Annotated in this window: 13 protein-coding genes; 7 read left to right on the forward strand and 6 right to left on the reverse strand. The window is 41.6% G+C overall.

What is annotated here, in order from left to right; genetic code table 11:
- Positions 1-73 precede the first annotated feature (73 nt).
- Genes ACU6U9_RS04420 through ACU6U9_RS04430 form a run of 3 tightly spaced genes read left to right on the forward strand, consistent with a single transcriptional unit; the run spans position 74 to position 2,059 of the window.
- Positions 74-1,207, forward strand: a complete 1,134-nt coding sequence (locus ACU6U9_RS04420) for a saccharopine dehydrogenase family protein (protein WP_446733852.1) — start codon at positions 74-76, stop codon at positions 1,205-1,207.
- Positions 1,200-1,673: a DUF2269 family protein gene (locus ACU6U9_RS04425; protein WP_446733853.1), complete on the forward strand. Its 474-nt coding sequence runs from the start codon at positions 1,200-1,202 to the stop codon at positions 1,671-1,673. Before ACU6U9_RS04420 ends, ACU6U9_RS04425 begins: the two co-directional genes overlap by 8 nt.
- An 8-nt stretch (positions 1,674-1,681) precedes the next feature.
- Positions 1,682-2,059 (forward strand): DoxX-like family protein, encoded by a 378-nt coding sequence (locus ACU6U9_RS04430; RefSeq protein ID WP_446733854.1) that lies wholly within the window; start codon positions 1,682-1,684, stop codon positions 2,057-2,059.
- 148 nt (positions 2,060-2,207) lie between these two features.
- Here ACU6U9_RS04430 and ACU6U9_RS04435 read toward each other — a convergent pair whose 3' ends face one another.
- The 3 genes from ACU6U9_RS04435 to ACU6U9_RS04445 all read right to left on the reverse strand — a co-directional run bounded on the left by ACU6U9_RS04435 (position 2,208) and on the right by ACU6U9_RS04445 (position 5,778).
- Positions 2,208-3,155, reverse strand: coding sequence for a DUF4785 family immunoglobulin-like domain-containing protein (locus ACU6U9_RS04435; protein WP_446733855.1), 948 nt, complete (start codon positions 3,153-3,155; stop codon positions 2,208-2,210).
- Positions 3,156-3,394: 239 nt separating this feature from the next.
- Entirely contained in the window at positions 3,395-4,471 is a 1,077-nt protein-coding gene (locus ACU6U9_RS04440; RefSeq protein WP_446733856.1) for a hypothetical protein, read from the reverse strand.
- Positions 4,472-4,680: 209 nt separating this feature from the next.
- Positions 4,681-5,778: an AraC family transcriptional regulator ligand-binding domain-containing protein gene (locus ACU6U9_RS04445; RefSeq protein ID WP_446733857.1), complete on the reverse strand. Its 1,098-nt coding sequence runs from the start codon at positions 5,776-5,778 to the stop codon at positions 4,681-4,683.
- Between the two features lie 185 nt (positions 5,779-5,963).
- On the opposite strand from ACU6U9_RS04445, the gene ACU6U9_RS04450 reads away from it, so the two are divergent.
- The gene (locus ACU6U9_RS04450; RefSeq protein ID WP_446733858.1) at positions 5,964-6,995 is read left to right on the forward strand and encodes an NAD(P)H-dependent flavin oxidoreductase; all 1,032 of its coding nucleotides are present in this window, start codon (positions 5,964-5,966) and stop codon (positions 6,993-6,995) included.
- Positions 6,996-7,026: 31 nt separating this feature from the next.
- On the opposite strand, the gene ACU6U9_RS04455 is transcribed toward ACU6U9_RS04450, so the two are convergent.
- Positions 7,027-8,124, reverse strand: coding sequence for an alkene reductase (locus ACU6U9_RS04455; protein WP_446733859.1), 1,098 nt, complete (start codon positions 8,122-8,124; stop codon positions 7,027-7,029).
- Positions 8,125-8,238: 114 nt separating this feature from the next.
- On the opposite strand from ACU6U9_RS04455, the gene ACU6U9_RS04460 reads away from it, so the two are divergent.
- The gene (locus ACU6U9_RS04460) at positions 8,239-9,138 is read left to right on the forward strand and encodes a LysR family transcriptional regulator (RefSeq protein ID WP_446733860.1); all 900 of its coding nucleotides are present in this window, start codon (positions 8,239-8,241) and stop codon (positions 9,136-9,138) included.
- Here the strand turns inward: ACU6U9_RS04460 and ACU6U9_RS04465 are convergent.
- Complete coding sequence (locus ACU6U9_RS04465; RefSeq protein ID WP_446733861.1) at positions 9,135-9,668, reverse strand: PadR family transcriptional regulator; 534 nt, start codon at positions 9,666-9,668, stop codon at positions 9,135-9,137. The genes ACU6U9_RS04460 and ACU6U9_RS04465 overlap by 4 nt on opposite strands.
- Positions 9,669-9,823: 155 nt before the next feature.
- Between ACU6U9_RS04465 and ACU6U9_RS04470 the strand changes: the two genes are divergently transcribed.
- A complete protein-coding gene (locus ACU6U9_RS04470) occupies positions 9,824-11,494 on the forward strand; it encodes a phytoene desaturase family protein (RefSeq protein ID WP_446733862.1) in 1,671 nt (556 codons plus the stop codon).
- Between the two features lie 71 nt (positions 11,495-11,565).
- Entirely contained in the window at positions 11,566-12,210 is a 645-nt protein-coding gene (locus ACU6U9_RS04475; protein WP_446733863.1) for a glutathione S-transferase, read from the forward strand.
- 272 nt (positions 12,211-12,482) lie between these two features.
- Here the strand turns inward: ACU6U9_RS04475 and ACU6U9_RS04480 are convergent, their stop codons facing one another.
- On the reverse strand, positions 12,483-15,380 hold the full coding sequence (locus ACU6U9_RS04480; protein WP_446733864.1) for a M66 family metalloprotease: 2,898 nt from the start codon (positions 15,378-15,380) through the stop codon (positions 12,483-12,485).
- Positions 15,381-15,944: the final 564 nt, after the last annotated feature.

Raw genomic sequence — 15,944 nt, forward strand, 5'->3', positions numbered from 1 at the left:
TCGCGAGTGAAATTCAGTATAATAAATATATTTCAATAAGTTGGCTGTATTTTAAGAGAGAATAAGAGTATCTATGCAAAAAAGTAAAGTTTTAATTCTTGGTGGTTATGGGAATTTTGGCAAGCGAATTGCTGAAAATCTATCATTGATTGAAAATATTGAAATTATTATATCAGGTAGAAATGAAAAGAAAGCTAATGCTCTTTGTAATGAATTAATTTTAAACGGGGCAAGTGCTGATGTTAAGTCTGCTATTCTCGATATTCACCATTCTGACTTTTCTCATAGATTAAACGCATTATCTCCAAATATTGTGATTCATACAGGTGGGCCATTTCAAGGTCAAGATTATCGTGTTCCAGAGGCATGTCTGAGTGTTGGCAGTCATTATATTGATTTGGCTGATGATCGCCGGTTTGTTTGTGATATAACTGAATTAAATGATCAAGCTAAAGATAAAAAAGTATTATTAGTATCTGGTGCTAGCTCAGTACCAGGCCTTTCATCTGCTGTCGTTGATCATTTTATGGCGCGCTTTTCAAAGCTTGATGAAATTGATATGGCAATTGCCCCAGGTAATAAAGCTGAGCGTGGTGAGGCAACAGTGAAAGGTATTTTATCTTATACAGGTCATTCCTTTCAGGCTTTTAAAAAAGGGCGATGGATTGAGCAGTATGGTTGGATGTCGCCAAGAAAATTATGGTTTGGCAAAGCTATTGGTAATCGATGGTTGGCTAATCTTAATGTTCCGGATTTAGAGCTTTTTCCTAAGCGCTATACTTCTGTTAACACGGTTAATTTTCAAGCCGGTTTAGAACTGCCGATATTGCATTTCGGGATGGTTTTAATGGCTTTTTTAACGAAAAAAGGGCTTGTTAAAAACTGGTCAAAATTTACAGCGCCTATTTTTCATTCAAGTGAGGTGTTTAAATATTTAGGTACCAGTACAGGAGGCATGCAGGTTAATCTTTCTGGTTATGATGTAAATAATACTCCGATCAGTGTTAAATGGAATTTATGTGCAGAGGATGGTGTCGGTCCTTTTATCCCAACGATTTCAGCTATCATATTAGCTAAAAAATTAATTATGGGGTCAATAAATGAAACAGGTGCAATGCCTTGCCTAGGTTTATTCACCATGGATGAATTCGATAAAGAAGCAACGCGACTTGGTATCTATCATCAAACGGAGGTGATTAATGGATAATTATTTACTTTTAAAAATGATACACATATTAAGTGCAGTGGTTGTAACGGGCACGGGTGCTGGGATTGCATTTTTTATGTTCATGGTGAGTCGCACATCGAATTTGCAGGCTATCGCTGTGACGGCTCGACATGTTGTATTAGCGGACTGGATATTTACAGCTCCAGCAATTTTGGTTCAATTTATTAGCGGTGTGCTATTGATGAATCTTCTTGGGTATTCATTTACAGCCAAATGGTTTTTTGTCGTCATTTCACTATTTATATTTATTGGCATATGTTGGGTTCCAGTTGTGTTTATTCAATATAAATTAAAAGCATTAGCGGATGAGGCTTTACAAACAGGGTGTTTTGATCCTGAATTTAATGTGATGATGAGGCGCTGGACGTTACTTGGTATACCTGCATTTATTTCAATACTGGTTATTCTTTGGTTGATGGTGTTTAAGCCATTTCCGGTAATATAGGATTTATTGTGTTGCCTTCAAATATTTGTTTTATTTCAAAAATGAGTCTTAGTTTTCTTTGGATAATGACGGGACTCACATCAGCGTTTTTTGCTAGAGAGATTGGTTACGATATTCTCGTGAATAACGGTTTTACAGCGTCTTTAGCAAATCTGAGTATATTGCTGGGTAGCATAATAGACGTATCAATTGGAATTTGGTTGCTGACAGGGAAAAACTTGAAGCTCTGTTATTTGATGCAATTACTCATGATTATTACATACAGTTTACTTTTAACGGCCATTGAACCTGTTTTTTGGCTTCACCCCTTTGGTCCGCTTACTAAAAATATTCCCTTAATTGTCATGATATATATTTTATATTCTCATGAGAGGTCATTGCAGTAAAATTGTGAATAATGAGGGTATTACGATTTTAATACATCTTTTGTTAATAAATGGTTCGTAGTTATTAAGTTAAGATTTGAAGCATCAGGCTCCCTTGTGTGGGAGCGGACGTTTATTTATAAAGTTATAATGCTAATAGTTATGCTTCTTAGTTTTTAAATTCATCTAGCCCATATGATTGCGTAGTAAATCCAGGTTCAACCAAAGGTGCTCGCATCATAGGTATTGTGACTTTGGCAAGGGATACATTCTTTAAAACATACGGGCCGTTCTCGCCGGCATCTTTAATCATGACCCCTGCAAAACTCAGAGGTAGCCAATGTAAACCTGCACTTAATTGTATTGAGGTTTGTGTGACGCCAATGGGTACTTCAGTGGCACTATACAAAGAAGCTTGTACGTAGTATTGGCTGCTCGAACCAATCAATACCTGAACTTCTATTATTAATTGACCATCATTGTCAATGCGCTCTTTAAACTCGCCAGTGAGTTCAATATCGGGTTGTGTGAGGGTAAAGGTGACGGCATCAATGAGTTTATGTTTGGGGTCATTAATAAGCACCTTGTAAATGCCTGCACTTAATTGTGTGCTAGAGAAGTCAGCAAGATTAATACTGGTTTGATAGGTGTTGTCACCAGTACTGGTGAACGCTAATTTAGCGATTTTTTGTTGTCGAATGTCCAATAGTTCAGCGTTAAAATTGGTTGATAGCTTTTTCCCTTCGTTGTTTTGCACAAAGGCAAATACGGTGACAGTGTCTGTTTTTAAATAGAATTTTTTATCGCTCCAAATCGTTAATCCCATGCTTTTGTCTTCGTTCATGGTGGTGCGCTCATCGACCTCATAGCGTTGCAGTACAGGGTCATGGTCGACATCGGGGATAGCGGCATTGCCTTCGGGATAACGTTTGAATTGTTCGTGGTCGCTGATAAGGCTGTCTTGCAGCTGTGTGCGCTCTTGTTGTTCTTTGATGCGTGCAATGGTGCTAGCAATGGATGATGTTTGTGGTACCTGTGCCTGTAATGGTGGCGATAATTTTTGTGTTTGGTTTTGGTTTTGCAAGCTTGTGGCGAATGTAGGGAGGGTGCTCAACACAGAGGGTGTGTTTACAGTTTGTTTGGCTAATGAATTGTGGCGTTCTATGAGTGAAATATCGTTGTTGAAAGCGTATACGCCAATAAAAAAAGTGACTGCGAAAATTATTATTATTTTTTTGTACATACTGCTGAGTCCATTAAAAATAAAAAAAGCCCCAAACTTTAATAGTAGGGGGCTTTATGGTTAACGCTTATTACTCGGTGCAAATACCGATGCGTGCTGCCATGTTTCGACCATTACCACAGCTTAAGCCGTTTTCGATATTGGTGTAGTCTGTGGTAGCTGATGCCGCCGTTACGTTCTGCATCATGGTCGGTGTAAACACTGGCCATGTTGTAAGTACGTGGTGTGCCTTTATTGGCATTGTTACAGCGGAACTTAGGGGAGCCATAGGCTATGCCTAGGAATGTTTTGTATTGGTTTAAGTCATCCCAAAGACTGCGCTTAGGCGAGCCTGCGCAGCTCATTTGTGATGCAAGGTTGATGTAGCCATCGTCTTCACCATTTAAGAAGCCAGCTGATGCCCCTTGAATGCCAGGGAAGCTTTTGTAGCCACCCATAACATACATAGGCGCTGCTAGGTTTGTACCAATTAGATTACGCGCAAGGTATGAATCGTTAGTTTGCATCCACTTAACGCTGTCGTTGCAGTCTTTACCTAAGAACGCCGCGTTGATTAACGAGTCTAACCAATTGCCGTTGCAAATGCGGTCTGCGCCTTCCGTACCGCTAATTGCACCACCCGTGGTAAATACACCTAAGATGCCGCTCATGGCACTTTTGTAGTCAACCGTAACGCTAGAGCCATTGGCATTAAATGCGGTGTTGTAATACGGTGAACCAGAGATCGCGTTGCCAGAAATAAACGTCATTTGCTGCGCGCCTTGGCTGTGACTAACCACCCAGAAGTCATCTGTGCTGTTGCACTGAGTGCCTGCTTGGTCATGGTTATAGCCGTCGCCGTTGCCTTGTTTAATGGCGATGATTTGGCGGGAGATTTCACCTGCGGTTTCATTGCGCCAATACGGGTAACCAGCTTCATCGGTGGAGTTATAGCCCACAATGCCGTAGTTATCATTGGCGCTCAGTAAATGCGCTAAGAAGTCTGCGCCGTTATATTGGCTAAAGTGAGAACTGCGCCAGTAGTCTAGGGCAGGCTGGTTGCTGCCACTTTTGACGCTGCCGTCGGTACCATGGCCATGAACCATGATGTAACAATTTTCAGCCATTGCACTTTGGCTGAAAACAAAGCTAGTCAGTAATGCGGTCACGCTTAACACTGAACGTGTCAGATGCTTAAGATTCATTTGCATAATTTGAGGCCCTTTGGACAGACAATAAGTCTATCGGTGTTTAATTATTATTGTTGTATCCTTTTGTAACGCTTCCCTTTGCTAAATCATGACGGCATTTCTATGACATAGCTCGAATGAATCTTAGTCTGCTGTGGCGATCTCGCCATTACTTAACAGGACAAGTGTTAATACTCTAGTGGCCAAACAGTTAATTTGGCAGACATGGACTACCCCTTTGTAGGTGTGTCGCCTTTGTGTTCGACCACGCTGTTTTGTCTGTAGTGTAATGGGGCGACACCAAACCAGCGTTTGAATGCGCGGCTAAAACTTGATGCATTTAGATAACCCAATTCATGGGCGATGTCGTCAAGGGAGCTGTCGTTAGATTCGATGCGTTTTAATGAAAGGCGCTTACGTTCGTTTTCGAGTAACGTTTTGTAATTAACCCCATGGTTGTGTAAATGCCGGCGCAAACTTCGTGGGCTCATGTGCAAGTTTTCAGCAAGGTGTTCTAATGACACCTGTGTAAAAGGAATATCGCGTATGACCTTTTTGACCCGTTTAATAATAATTTCATCGGATTGAATTTGACTTAAATTTTGCTGACAAAGCTTCTCATTCTCGATGGCGGTTAAGGTGTTCGCAAAAATAATGGATTGTTTTAACGTATGAGCTGGAAAAATCACTCGATTGGCTTTTGCGTTAAAGCGAATAGGGTTATTAAAAAATCTTTCAAAAATAGGTTCGTCACTTGGGCATGGGTAAGAGAATTCAATTTCAATATCCATGTGTGCTTGACCAAGACAAAACCGCCCTAAACAAAAAAGCGCTGAGAATGTAAATTCGATAAAGTGAGGCAAAATATTGCCTAATGGTATTTTTTCTTCAATGGTAAAGACGCCACCGTTTTCATTACTTTCAAAACGAAAGTGCAGTAATTGGGTAAACAATGTTTGATAGGTTTCGAGTAGCGCCATGGCTTGATCTGGGTTGTCACTGCTCATGACGCGGCAAGCTAATACACCATCGTGATTAATAAAAAATTGTTCCCCCAGTTTTAACGCGTAGCTGCTGTCTTGGGTTAAACGTCGAGCGTTATTGAGTAAGCGGCGGTATTGTTCAAAAATAACATTATGATCAAGTTGGGTGAAATCATTCAGGCTGATACCGGTATCGGCTAATAATGTTTCAAGTTTAACCCCTTGAGTAACGAGTAATTTTACTAAGGGCTTAAAGTTGGCAACAGGAATGCCAAAGTCTTGCATCCCCTGATGAATCAATCCCGGGGTGCTTAAGCTAATGTATGAGGCAATTCGATTAGGCATGGTACTACTGTATCACTCTTTATTCTTATTTTGATTGTTATTTAGGCTACATTGCAGGGAGATTAAGGGAAAGTGTCACGTGTATTTGGCTTAATATGATGGTCTTGTTGTCATAATAAGTCAGTCTTATTGTTACGATGGTTTTAATAACTTAAAGTCATAACCACTTTTTTAGAGTCAGTCTCATGTTAAATGGTTTACGTTATCCTATTGTTCAAGCGCCCATGGCAGGTGTGCAAGACGAAGTGTTGGCTGCAGCGGTCTCAAACGCTGGCGGATTAGGGTCATTGCCGTGCGCTATGTTGAATCTTGATGCCTTACAAATGAGTTTAGAAAACGTATGCAAACTGACAGATAAGCCTTACAACTTAAACTTTTTTGCTCATAAAACCGTGCCACTAACAGCAGAAGCAAAACAGGTTTGGCTTGACACCTTAGCGCCTTATTTTAAAGCGCTTAATCTTGACGCCACGCAATTGGCTGATGGACCAAAACGCCAAGCGTTTAATCAAGAGATGCTTAACGTGATCGCGCCATTTAAACCATCGGTGGTAAGTTTTCATTTTGGTTTGCCAGATGTAAATTTAATTTTGGCGATTAAACAATGGGGTGGCCAAGTTTGGTCGACGGCGACCACCGTCGCAGAAGCAAAATGGTTAGCTGAAAATGGTGCAGATGCGATAATTGCTCAGGGTTTAGAGGCGGGCGGTCATCGCGGTCATTTTTTAAAATCGGATTTAGACGGTCAATTAAACACACTGCCTTTGTTAAGCGCGATTAAACAAGTTGTTACCATTCCTGTGATTGCGGCTGGTGGTATTGTAGATGCTAAAACGGTTAATCAAGCCATCACGTTAGGTGCCATTGCCGTGCAAGTGGGCACGGCCTATTTATTATGTGATGAGGCAAAGACAAGTGATATTCATCGCCATATTTTGCAATCAGATGATGCTCATCATACGAAAATTACCAATGTGTTTTCGGGCCGTGCGGCACGAGGAATCGTTAATCGAGCCATACGTGAGCTAGGGCCAATTAGCAAAAATGCGCCCAGTTTTCCCCATGCAAGTGATGCAATTACGGCCCTTAGAAAAGCAAGCGAAGCAAAAGGTCTTGGGGATTTTACGCCCTTATGGTGTGGGCAAAATGCAACAGGCTGTAAAGCGGTTTCGGCTAAAGCACTGACAACAATATTAGCAAAAGGGTTAAATGCATAATTAGCCGTTAACCCTTTTTATGATCAATATATTACGCAGGCTGCTCCATATAATTTGGGTAGTCACTGTATCCTTTTTCGGTGCCGCCAAATAATGCATCGCCATTCAATTGCGCAAGCGCTAATCCATGTTTAAAGCGTTTTGGTAAGTCAGGGTTAGCGATAAACGGGCGTCCAAATGCCACTAGGTCTGCATAGTCTTGTTGTAAAATATGCTCAGCGCTTTGTTGGCTATAACCACCGGCTACGATTATGCTTTGGTTAAATAGACTGCGCAGTGTTTGACGAAAAATTTCGGGTACCACTGGTGCGTCATCCCAATCGGCCTCTGCAAGATGCAAGTATTCAATTCCAAGTTCATCAAGCTGTTTTGCAGCGTATAAAATAGTGTCTTGAATTTCAGGGCAATTCATTCCGCGAGCGGTAATAAATGGCGCAAGGCGTACGCCGACTTTGTCGGCACCAATTGCACCGGTAATTGCGTTGGCGACTTGCAGTAATAAGCGCGCACGGTTTTCTATTGTGCCGCCGAATTCGTCTTCACGTTTGTTGGAGGTGCTTCGTAAAAATTGATCCAGTAAATAGCCATTAGCGCTGTGAATTTCAACGCCATCAAAACCCGCGGCCATCGCGTTTATTGCGGCTTGGCGGTAATCATTTACGATGCCAGGAATCTCTTCTTTTGTGAGTGCGCGCGGTGTCGGGCAGGGTTGCATCGCACCTTGACCGTGCTCATCTACAATCCATACCCGTGCATCTGGGTTTAATGCTGAGGGCGCAACCGGTAAGCCGTCTTCATGGAACGACTCATGGGACATTCTGCCCACATGCCATAGTTGTACAAAAATACGGCCTCCTTTTACATGAACAGCATCTGTGATTAATTTCCAACCGTCAATTTGTGCTTGCGAATGAATACCAGGGGTAAAACTATAGCCCTGGCCTTGAGGGGATATTTGAGTCGCCTCTGTCACGATAAGCCCAGCACTGGCACGTTGCGCATAATATTCGGCCATCATGGCATTAGGAATATTGCCGGGTTGGGTGGTGCGGCTGCGTGTCATGGGGGCCATTGCGATGCGATTAGGCAGTGTGAAATGGCTGAAAGCGTGATTATTGAAAAGTGTCATGGTGGCTCCGTACATGGGTTTTTAGTGAGGTTTAAGTCATGTAAGGAGCTTAATTGATAAAATATATTTGAAAAACTAGTATAATTAACTAACACCTTCAAAATAAATTTGAAAATGAAATCACTTCAAGACCTCTCTATTTTTAATCAAACGGCTCAACTTGGCTCGCTAACCGCGGCAGGACGTCAGCTTAATTTAACGCCAGCGGCTTGCAGTGCCGCGGTAAAACGACTTGAAGCTGATTTAGGTGTGGCGTTGTTTGTTCGCTCGACTCGCCATCTGCGTTTAACCCATGACGGGGAGCGTTTTCTAGTGCATGTACAGCAAGCGCTCGAAAGCCTAGACGTTGGTGTGGCGGCTATTAAAGATGGTCAGAGCGTGGTGCGTGGAACATTAATGTTGTCTATTCCGTCCGATTTAGGTCGTAACTATTTGTTAACTTGGCTTGATGAATTTATGAATCAGTACCCAGATATTACGCTGCGCATTCAACTAACGGATCACATCGCTGATATGTATCGCCAACCTGTTGATTTAGCCCTACGCTACGGAATGCCAGCGGACTCATCATTGATTGCTATGCCAATCATGGCAAATAATGTGCGTGTTTTGTGTGCCGCACCTAGCTATTTAGAGCGTTTTGGCAGCCCCGAAAGCCCTCAAGCATTAACTGAACATAACTGCTTAACCTTTATGGTGGCTGAGCACCTGCATGATCGCTGGCAATTATTTAAAAATAATAAAGAGGTAAATGTGAAAGTCAGTGGTGATCGCAGCGCTAATGACGGTGACGCGGTCAGACGTTGGGCGGTAGCAGGCAAAGGCATTGCCTTTAAATCGTTATTAGATATTCAAGGGGAATTAAACAGTGGTCAACTAACGCTTGTGTGTGAATCGTGGGAGGGCGAGAACACACCGCTTAATTTGATCTGTGCGCATCGGCGTCAACTTAATCCAGCCGTACAGGCATTGCGTGGGTTTTTAATGAAGCAGTGCGCACAACAAATGCTTTAAGATTTAAGAAAAGTCTCCACTTCTTCTGCCCATTGTAACCATGCTTGCTCACCTAAAATGCCTCGTCTTAATGTGAGGTAGGGTAACTCGAACGGTTTTTTCTTGGTTTTGCTTAACGCCAGGTATTCTTGCTCGAGTGCTAAAAATGTTTCTAACATGCGCTGGTGAATGGTTTTGTGCTCGGTTAATTCTAATTGCATTTTTTGTTTATCAATTAGATGGCCCGCATACATTTTTACCAACAATGCATCATTTACTTTGTCTACTTTTACGGGCTTTTCTAGCCATTCAATTAACGTCTCGTGACCTGCTTGTGTCATATGATAAACCTTACGGTCAGGCTTGCCTTGTTGAGGCTCTAACGTGCAGTCGATGAGTCCATCTTGATGAAGTGTTTTAAGTTGGCTATAAATTTGCTGGTGGCTGGCGTTCCAAAAAAAGCCAAGCCGAGCTTTAAAGCGCTTGAGCAGGTCATAACCTGACCCTTCTTCGGTTTCGAGCAGTGTGAGTATGGCGTGCTTAAGTGACATGGTACGGGTCATGACGGAATAAGCGTAAAGTGTATGATGCTTAGATCTTATATGCAAATAGTTGCATATGTCTTTGAAGCGTTTTATAGTCAAAATAGATATGCAATAAATTGCATATAAAAATAATAATATCGCGTATCAATCTGGAGACTCCGATGGCAAAAGTAAAGGTTAGAACGGGTAAGCGTTATCGCAGTAGTCGAGCCGATGAGCACTATGATGCCATTGTGGTCGGGTCAGGCATTGGCGGTTTAACCAATGCGGCCTTATTGTCGTTAATGGGTAAAAAAGTGTGTGTGCTTGAGCAACATTATACCGCTGGTGGCTTTACTCATGCTTATGAGCGTGAAGGGTATGAGTGGGATGTTGGCGTCCATTACATCGGTGAGGTGCATAAACCTAGCTCGTTAAAACGCATATTCGATACCATTAGTGAAGGGCGCTTAAAATGGGCGGCCATGGAGCCTGTTTACGATAAAATCATTATTGGCGGCAAAGAGTTCGATTTTGTTGCGGGGCGTGAAAATTTCATTAATGAACTCAGTAAGCACTTTCCTGATGAGCGTGCGAATCTTGAAACGTACGTGGCATTGATTCGTAAAATTTCCACACAAACCCCTAAGTTTTTTGCCGCCTCGGCCATGCCAAAGTGGATGGGAGTGTTATATAACAAAGTGCGCCCGTTACTTGTTGATAAAGCCTTTTTCAAAACCACTCGCGAAGTCTTAGAAGGCATTACGCAAAACCAAGAATTAATTAGTGTGTTAACGGGGCAGTGGGGTGACTATGGTCAAACACCAAACGAAGCCGCTTTTATGATGCATGCATTAATCGCAAAACATTATTTAGCCGGTGGTGCTTACCCTGTTGGCGGTGCATCAGAAATTGCCCGCAGTATTATTCCTACCATTCAAAAAAGCGGCGGTGAAGTTTTCACCTATGCTGAAGTAGATGAGCTGTTAGTCGAAAACAATGTTTGCAGCGGCGTAAAAATGGTAAACGGCGATGAGATCAAAGCGGATGTCGTGTTTACGAATGTGGGTTTTATGAACACAATTAAGCGCTTGTATCCGCAAGCGAGCCGTGAGAAACACAACGTTGAAAAATGGTTGAACACAGGTGCCATTGAATATTCAAAATCCACCCATTGCTTATATGCAGGCTTTAAAGGCACAGCAAAAGAATTAGGATTAAATACCACCAACCTTTGGATTTATCCAAATGGTGATCACGATGGTAACGTTGCTAACTATATTAAAGACAGCTCGAGTCCATTACCGTTAATTTATGTGTCATTCCCTTCATCAAAAGACCCAGATTGGGATAATCGTTTTCCTGGTAAGAGCACGGTTGAAATCGTCACCATTGCCAATATGAACGACTATGAACAATGGAACGGCACCACCTGGCAACAGCGCGGCGATGATTACGACGTTAAAAAAGAGCAGCTATCTAAACAATTGTTAGAAGTATTGTTTACTCGTTTACCTCAGCTACGTGATGCATTGGATTATTATGAATTTTCAACGCCGCTTTCGACGCAATTTTATCAGCTTAACGCTAAAGGTGAAATTTACGGGCTGGATCATTTTGTCGACCGCTTTAAACAATCGTGTTTGCACCCACAAATGCCAATCAAGAATTTATACATGACAGGTGCCGATGCAATGACGGCAGGCGTAGGCGGTGGTTTAATGGGCGGCGTCATGAGCACAATGTGCATGCTTGGCCTTAAAAAAGGCAAAGCCGTTATGGGGTTATTTAAAAACTATCAAGAACCAAAAGCACAAGCAGATAGCCCAAGCACTAAGCAAAAAGCGGCTTAGCTTAATAGTACACAATGTGTTTGTGTTATAATGCCCATCCTTTGATGGGCATGTTTTTTTAAGGCTTAAGTATGTTGGGTGTATTGTATTCGTTTCGTCGTTGTCCTTACGCTATGCGTGCGCGCTTGGCGCTTGCCTATTGTTTAGACGCCAATTGTGTTGAATTACGAGAGGTGGTTTTAAAGGATAAGCCGCAGGCTATGCTGGATATCAGCCCAAAAGCCACTGTGCCTGTTTTACAATTAAGCGATGGGCGCGTAATAGAAGAAAGCATTGAGATTATGCAGTTTGTTGTCTCTCAAAACGAATCCGTTTCGCGAAAACTCTACCCATTAAACCAACGATCAGAAATCGATGCATTAATTACAACCAATGATGGTGAGTTTAAGTGGGCACTTGATCGTTATAAATACGCCGATCGTTTTGAAGAGAGTGAAGTGTTTTATCGTGAAAAAGGTGAGACTTTTTTAGCGCAGTTAAATCAGCGATTAAGCCAGCATACATGTCTTTTTTCTGATGAGGTGAGTTTGGCAGATTTAGCTATTTTCCCATTTGTACGTCAGTTTGCGCATGTCGATAAAAATTGGTTTGAAAATAGCGAGTATGCACATTTAAAAGATTGGTTGGAGCATTGGTTAGCAACACCATTGTTTATAGATAGTATGCATAAATATAAACAATGGCAGTTAAATGCTGACCCCATATATTTCCCCTAATGTTTATAGGTATAGAGACGTTCGCCGAACAGTGTAGGTTTTCTGATTGCTGGCATGAATTTAAAAGATTGTGCCATGTAAAGGGCTATTGAGGCAGGTGAATTGGATTCTAGAAGGCTAACTATCAAAATATTTTAAAAGTTAATGCTTTCAATTCTGCTGACTTATCAGAGCGACAAGCCAGCAATAAAGCGTTTGGTTGATTTTATAAAAACATTCAAGCGCAAGTGGTTGTTTTAAAAAGTCGATAGCGACTAACCTTTATTTCAACTTTAATGCTGCAAAAGTTGATACAAATTTTCTAAGTCACTGCCTGCCCATAATTCTAATAACAAGTTGTCAACTTTAGCTTCTGTATTTATTTTCCATTGCTGGTTTGCTCCAGCGTGGCAGCCATAAGTAATCAAACGGCGTCTAGCCCCATCATAATCAACACACTCACGACTGCCTACAATTTTAAGCGTACCATCATCGGCAAAGTTCCAGGCCTGAGTCTTTGTATTGTTTTCACAACTCGCTAAACCTACACGTCTATTGTTTGCGTATATGCACATAGACGGCTGTGAGGCCAAATGAATACGTCGTTTTTTGTCAACGATCCAGCTAGCAGCATCCGCAGCATCGGTTGATGCAGTGAGATAACCATCTGCATTAAGTTTGGCAGTAATATAGCGCTGGCCTTGTTGAATAATGGAACCATCCATTGGCATTGATTGTCCTTCTGCAATAATACCGTTGGCGATTAATTCTGTCCGCATCTGCTTCGCTTTTTCAGCCATAGTTGTTTGCTTTTGCATAAGCTGTTGTAACACCAGCTTTAAGTCTACTACAGCTTTTTGCTGGCTAGTATACTTTAGCCATATGGGTTTGGCCTGGGCTGTTAAACCCGCCGTTAACTCTTCAGTGCTATAGCTAGCAAGTATGTCATACATAGACGAGCTTAGTGAGAGAATAGCATCCATTGATATTGCGCTAAAGGCTTTACTTAATTGCGCCATCTCATGTGGACGTAGGCCAGTATATCCTGCTTCTTGGCCCACAATTGCAAGCTCAGGCAAAGGAGGAATAATTCCATCAAATTCCGTACGAGCCAACTCAATATCCCTTCCCATTTGACGACAGGTTACTTTGGCAGAAGTTGGTAAGTAATCAGCTGCAACATTAATATGCAATTGATTAATACTCTTTGCATTGTGACGAGTACCAGCCAAAGCAATATTGCGTGATTGGTTTGCAGCATTGTTAATGGTTAACCAACAGATACCATCTGTTTTCGAAAGGTCCGGTGCGGGCAAATTAAAAACATTACCGTAGTTACCATGAAATACAGGGTAGATTAATGCGTTTGTGCCAGTAGGATCATAACCCCCTAAAATGGTCGCTACAGGAACACCGACTTGTTGGGGTGCTAATCGCTGATCTTCTGCAGGGAAATCAAATTGTTGATAATTACCGGTGCTCTCATCCCATTTTTTATAGCCACTGTTAAAGTTATTATCAGCTACTGGAAACTGCTCTAAATGCTTTTGCATAATAAGTGCCGAGTAACCAGTATGGAACGTATATTTAGAGAAGCGAGAGGTATTAATAGCCGAAGACATTGGGTCATTGTGATAGGAATAAATACCTTTATAGTACTCTGGGCTGGATTGAACATCTTTATAATAAATATTGCTACGAAGACGCTTACGGTGAGCAATAAAACCCCAACCGCTATCTGCGTGATGACGCTGAAAACGCTTATCTTCGGTTAATATACTGCCTGGATAATGTCCCAAACCATAAGCGTGCCCCCACTCGTGACTGGCTTCATTACCTTGTGTAGAGTAGAGGGTGCCAATACCATTACCACCACTTAAGCCATGAACTTGGCGACCATTTTGATAATTTCCCCAAGCGTGGTGAGTAGTCACTTGCTTGAACAAATGTGGGTAAGACTGGAGGGTGTTGTTGCTGCTGATGCCATAATTTGCCAAATTAATACCTGTACTCACCTGTGCTTTTGCAACGTTCTGACGCATATCACCAGAATAAATGCCACCTTCGCCAGCGCTAACCGTATCGTATATTGTGCCGTTGGCAAGGATGGTTTTATTTAATGTCATATCTGCATAGCTCGCGACGACTAATTTGGATACTGGCGATATTTGAAAATAATCAGCAGCTGCTAACCAAGGGTTATTTAAGGTTAAATGCACCGGTAATTTATCAAAATGAGTTAACATACCTAAACGAATAGTTTGTATGATCATTTGGCTAGCATCACCAATATCGATATTAGCCGCGATTAATTCACCACTAGTTTCAATTGCGCTGCCTTGATTACTTGTGAATTTTAACGACATGCCATTACGAATTAAATTCCAAGGAAGCTCAACACTCCAAGCTGAGTGAGAATATTCAATTTTTTCCGGGCCATCGAAATCCGATTTATATAAAGCATAAGGATGCATCATAGGATAGTGTCCTTGCACCTCTCCATTTAACGACACCTCGACATCAACACTAATTGGCATTTGTGCTGCATCGGGTGTAAATAAAAGCAATGCATCACGTAATGCAACCAGGTTTGGCATATACCGGCTTTGTGTTTCATCCGCAGCATTTTTTACTTCATTGTTATTGGGTGCGATCGAGTGTGTCTGCACAAACGTAACTTGACCCGGTAAATCACCAATGAGGTGATTATTCAAAGGGCGGGCATTTCCGTCGAAGTCTGTCGCATTAAAATCCAACGAGTCGGGAGTTAATAAACTTTCTTTATGCTGTACGGTTAATGACGTCTCTAAGTTTACTTGAGCCAAGCCTCGGGTCGCGATAAGAGTGAATGGATACGCAGCATGAACATCAGCGACTGCTGGAGTTCCTCTAATAGCGCCCGTACTTTTGTCAATCTGAGCCCAATTAGGCAGCGTATTAGCACTAAATTCGATGCCGGAATTTAGTGTCGAAAAAGCTGGTGATTGGAACATCATATCAACTGTAGCTTTAAGATTAACTGGGCTAATATCATTTAGCGCAGCAGACAGCTCAGCGAGTTCCGCCTGACTAGGTTGTTGAATTTGAGGTTCGGGAATTATTTCTTCAGGGGGCTCTGAGCTGGGTGAGCAGCCACTGCAAGCTAGCAATGATGAAAGCAGCCCAGTAATGATTGTGGTTCTATTCAGCATGTTTGACTTTCCTTGTTATTTATATTTATTTTTATTTTTTCGCTGCGAGAGAGTAATAAAAAATTCTGAGAATCAGTAGATAAAAAATTTTTAATCTCAATATTTGTGGGGCAATCTCCACTTTCGGTGTACATTTGTTTACCCATAATGTTTAGACGTATTGGGAGGTCCTAATCACTTTCCTAAATTTTATTAGAGTTTTAGAACTAGAGTGTTGTTGCGAAAATGAGTAGCACTCCTGTCCCATTAAGACGTGAATTCAACTTGTAAATGCAACATCAGGTCGGAATAAAGAGGACGGTATAATTCATAAAAGTGCATACAGTATAAATGCAACCAAATACTATGCCTAAAAAGGAGAGTGTAATGACATGTTTTTTAGTTGATCACTAAAACTTTTGTGTAGATATGATATTTAACTTATGCAAGTTAATATCCGTTCTGGAAGCTCGCTTAGAATTTTCACAAGGTGATGCCAGATTTCCGTAATGATAATGGGGTGATTTTAACGATGTTTTATATTAAAAATATTGTTGATAGTTTTTTACAGTCATATAATTTTTG

Source organism: Pseudomonas sp. HK3, assembly GCF_052920985.1.

Excerpts from the sequence above, each read along its gene's own strand:
- ACU6U9_RS04475 (WP_446733863.1), top strand. The coding sequence starts at position 11,566 with ATGTTGGGTGTATTGTATTCGTTTCGTCGTTGTCCTTACGCTATGCGT.
- ACU6U9_RS04460 (WP_446733860.1), top strand. The coding sequence starts at position 8,239 with ATGAAATCACTTCAAGACCTCTCTATTTTTAATCAAACGGCTCAACTT.
- ACU6U9_RS04455 (WP_446733859.1), bottom strand. The coding sequence starts at position 8,124 with ATGACACTTTTCAATAATCACGCTTTCAGCCATTTCACACTGCCTAAT.
- ACU6U9_RS04440 (WP_446733856.1), bottom strand. The coding sequence starts at position 4,471 with ATGCAAATGAATCTTAAGCATCTGACACGTTCAGTGTTAAGCGTGACC.
- ACU6U9_RS04465 (WP_446733861.1), bottom strand. The coding sequence starts at position 9,668 with ATGTCACTTAAGCACGCCATACTCACACTGCTCGAAACCGAAGAAGGG.
- ACU6U9_RS04425 (WP_446733853.1), top strand. The coding sequence starts at position 1,200 with ATGGATAATTATTTACTTTTAAAAATGATACACATATTAAGTGCAGTG.
- ACU6U9_RS04450 (WP_446733858.1), top strand. The coding sequence starts at position 5,964 with ATGTTAAATGGTTTACGTTATCCTATTGTTCAAGCGCCCATGGCAGGT.
- ACU6U9_RS04445 (WP_446733857.1), bottom strand. The coding sequence starts at position 5,778 with ATGCCTAATCGAATTGCCTCATACATTAGCTTAAGCACCCCGGGATTG.
- ACU6U9_RS04420 (WP_446733852.1), top strand. The coding sequence starts at position 74 with ATGCAAAAAAGTAAAGTTTTAATTCTTGGTGGTTATGGGAATTTTGGC.
- ACU6U9_RS04470 (WP_446733862.1), top strand. The coding sequence starts at position 9,824 with ATGGCAAAAGTAAAGGTTAGAACGGGTAAGCGTTATCGCAGTAGTCGA.
- ACU6U9_RS04480 (WP_446733864.1), bottom strand. The coding sequence starts at position 15,380 with ATGCTGAATAGAACCACAATCATTACTGGGCTGCTTTCATCATTGCTA.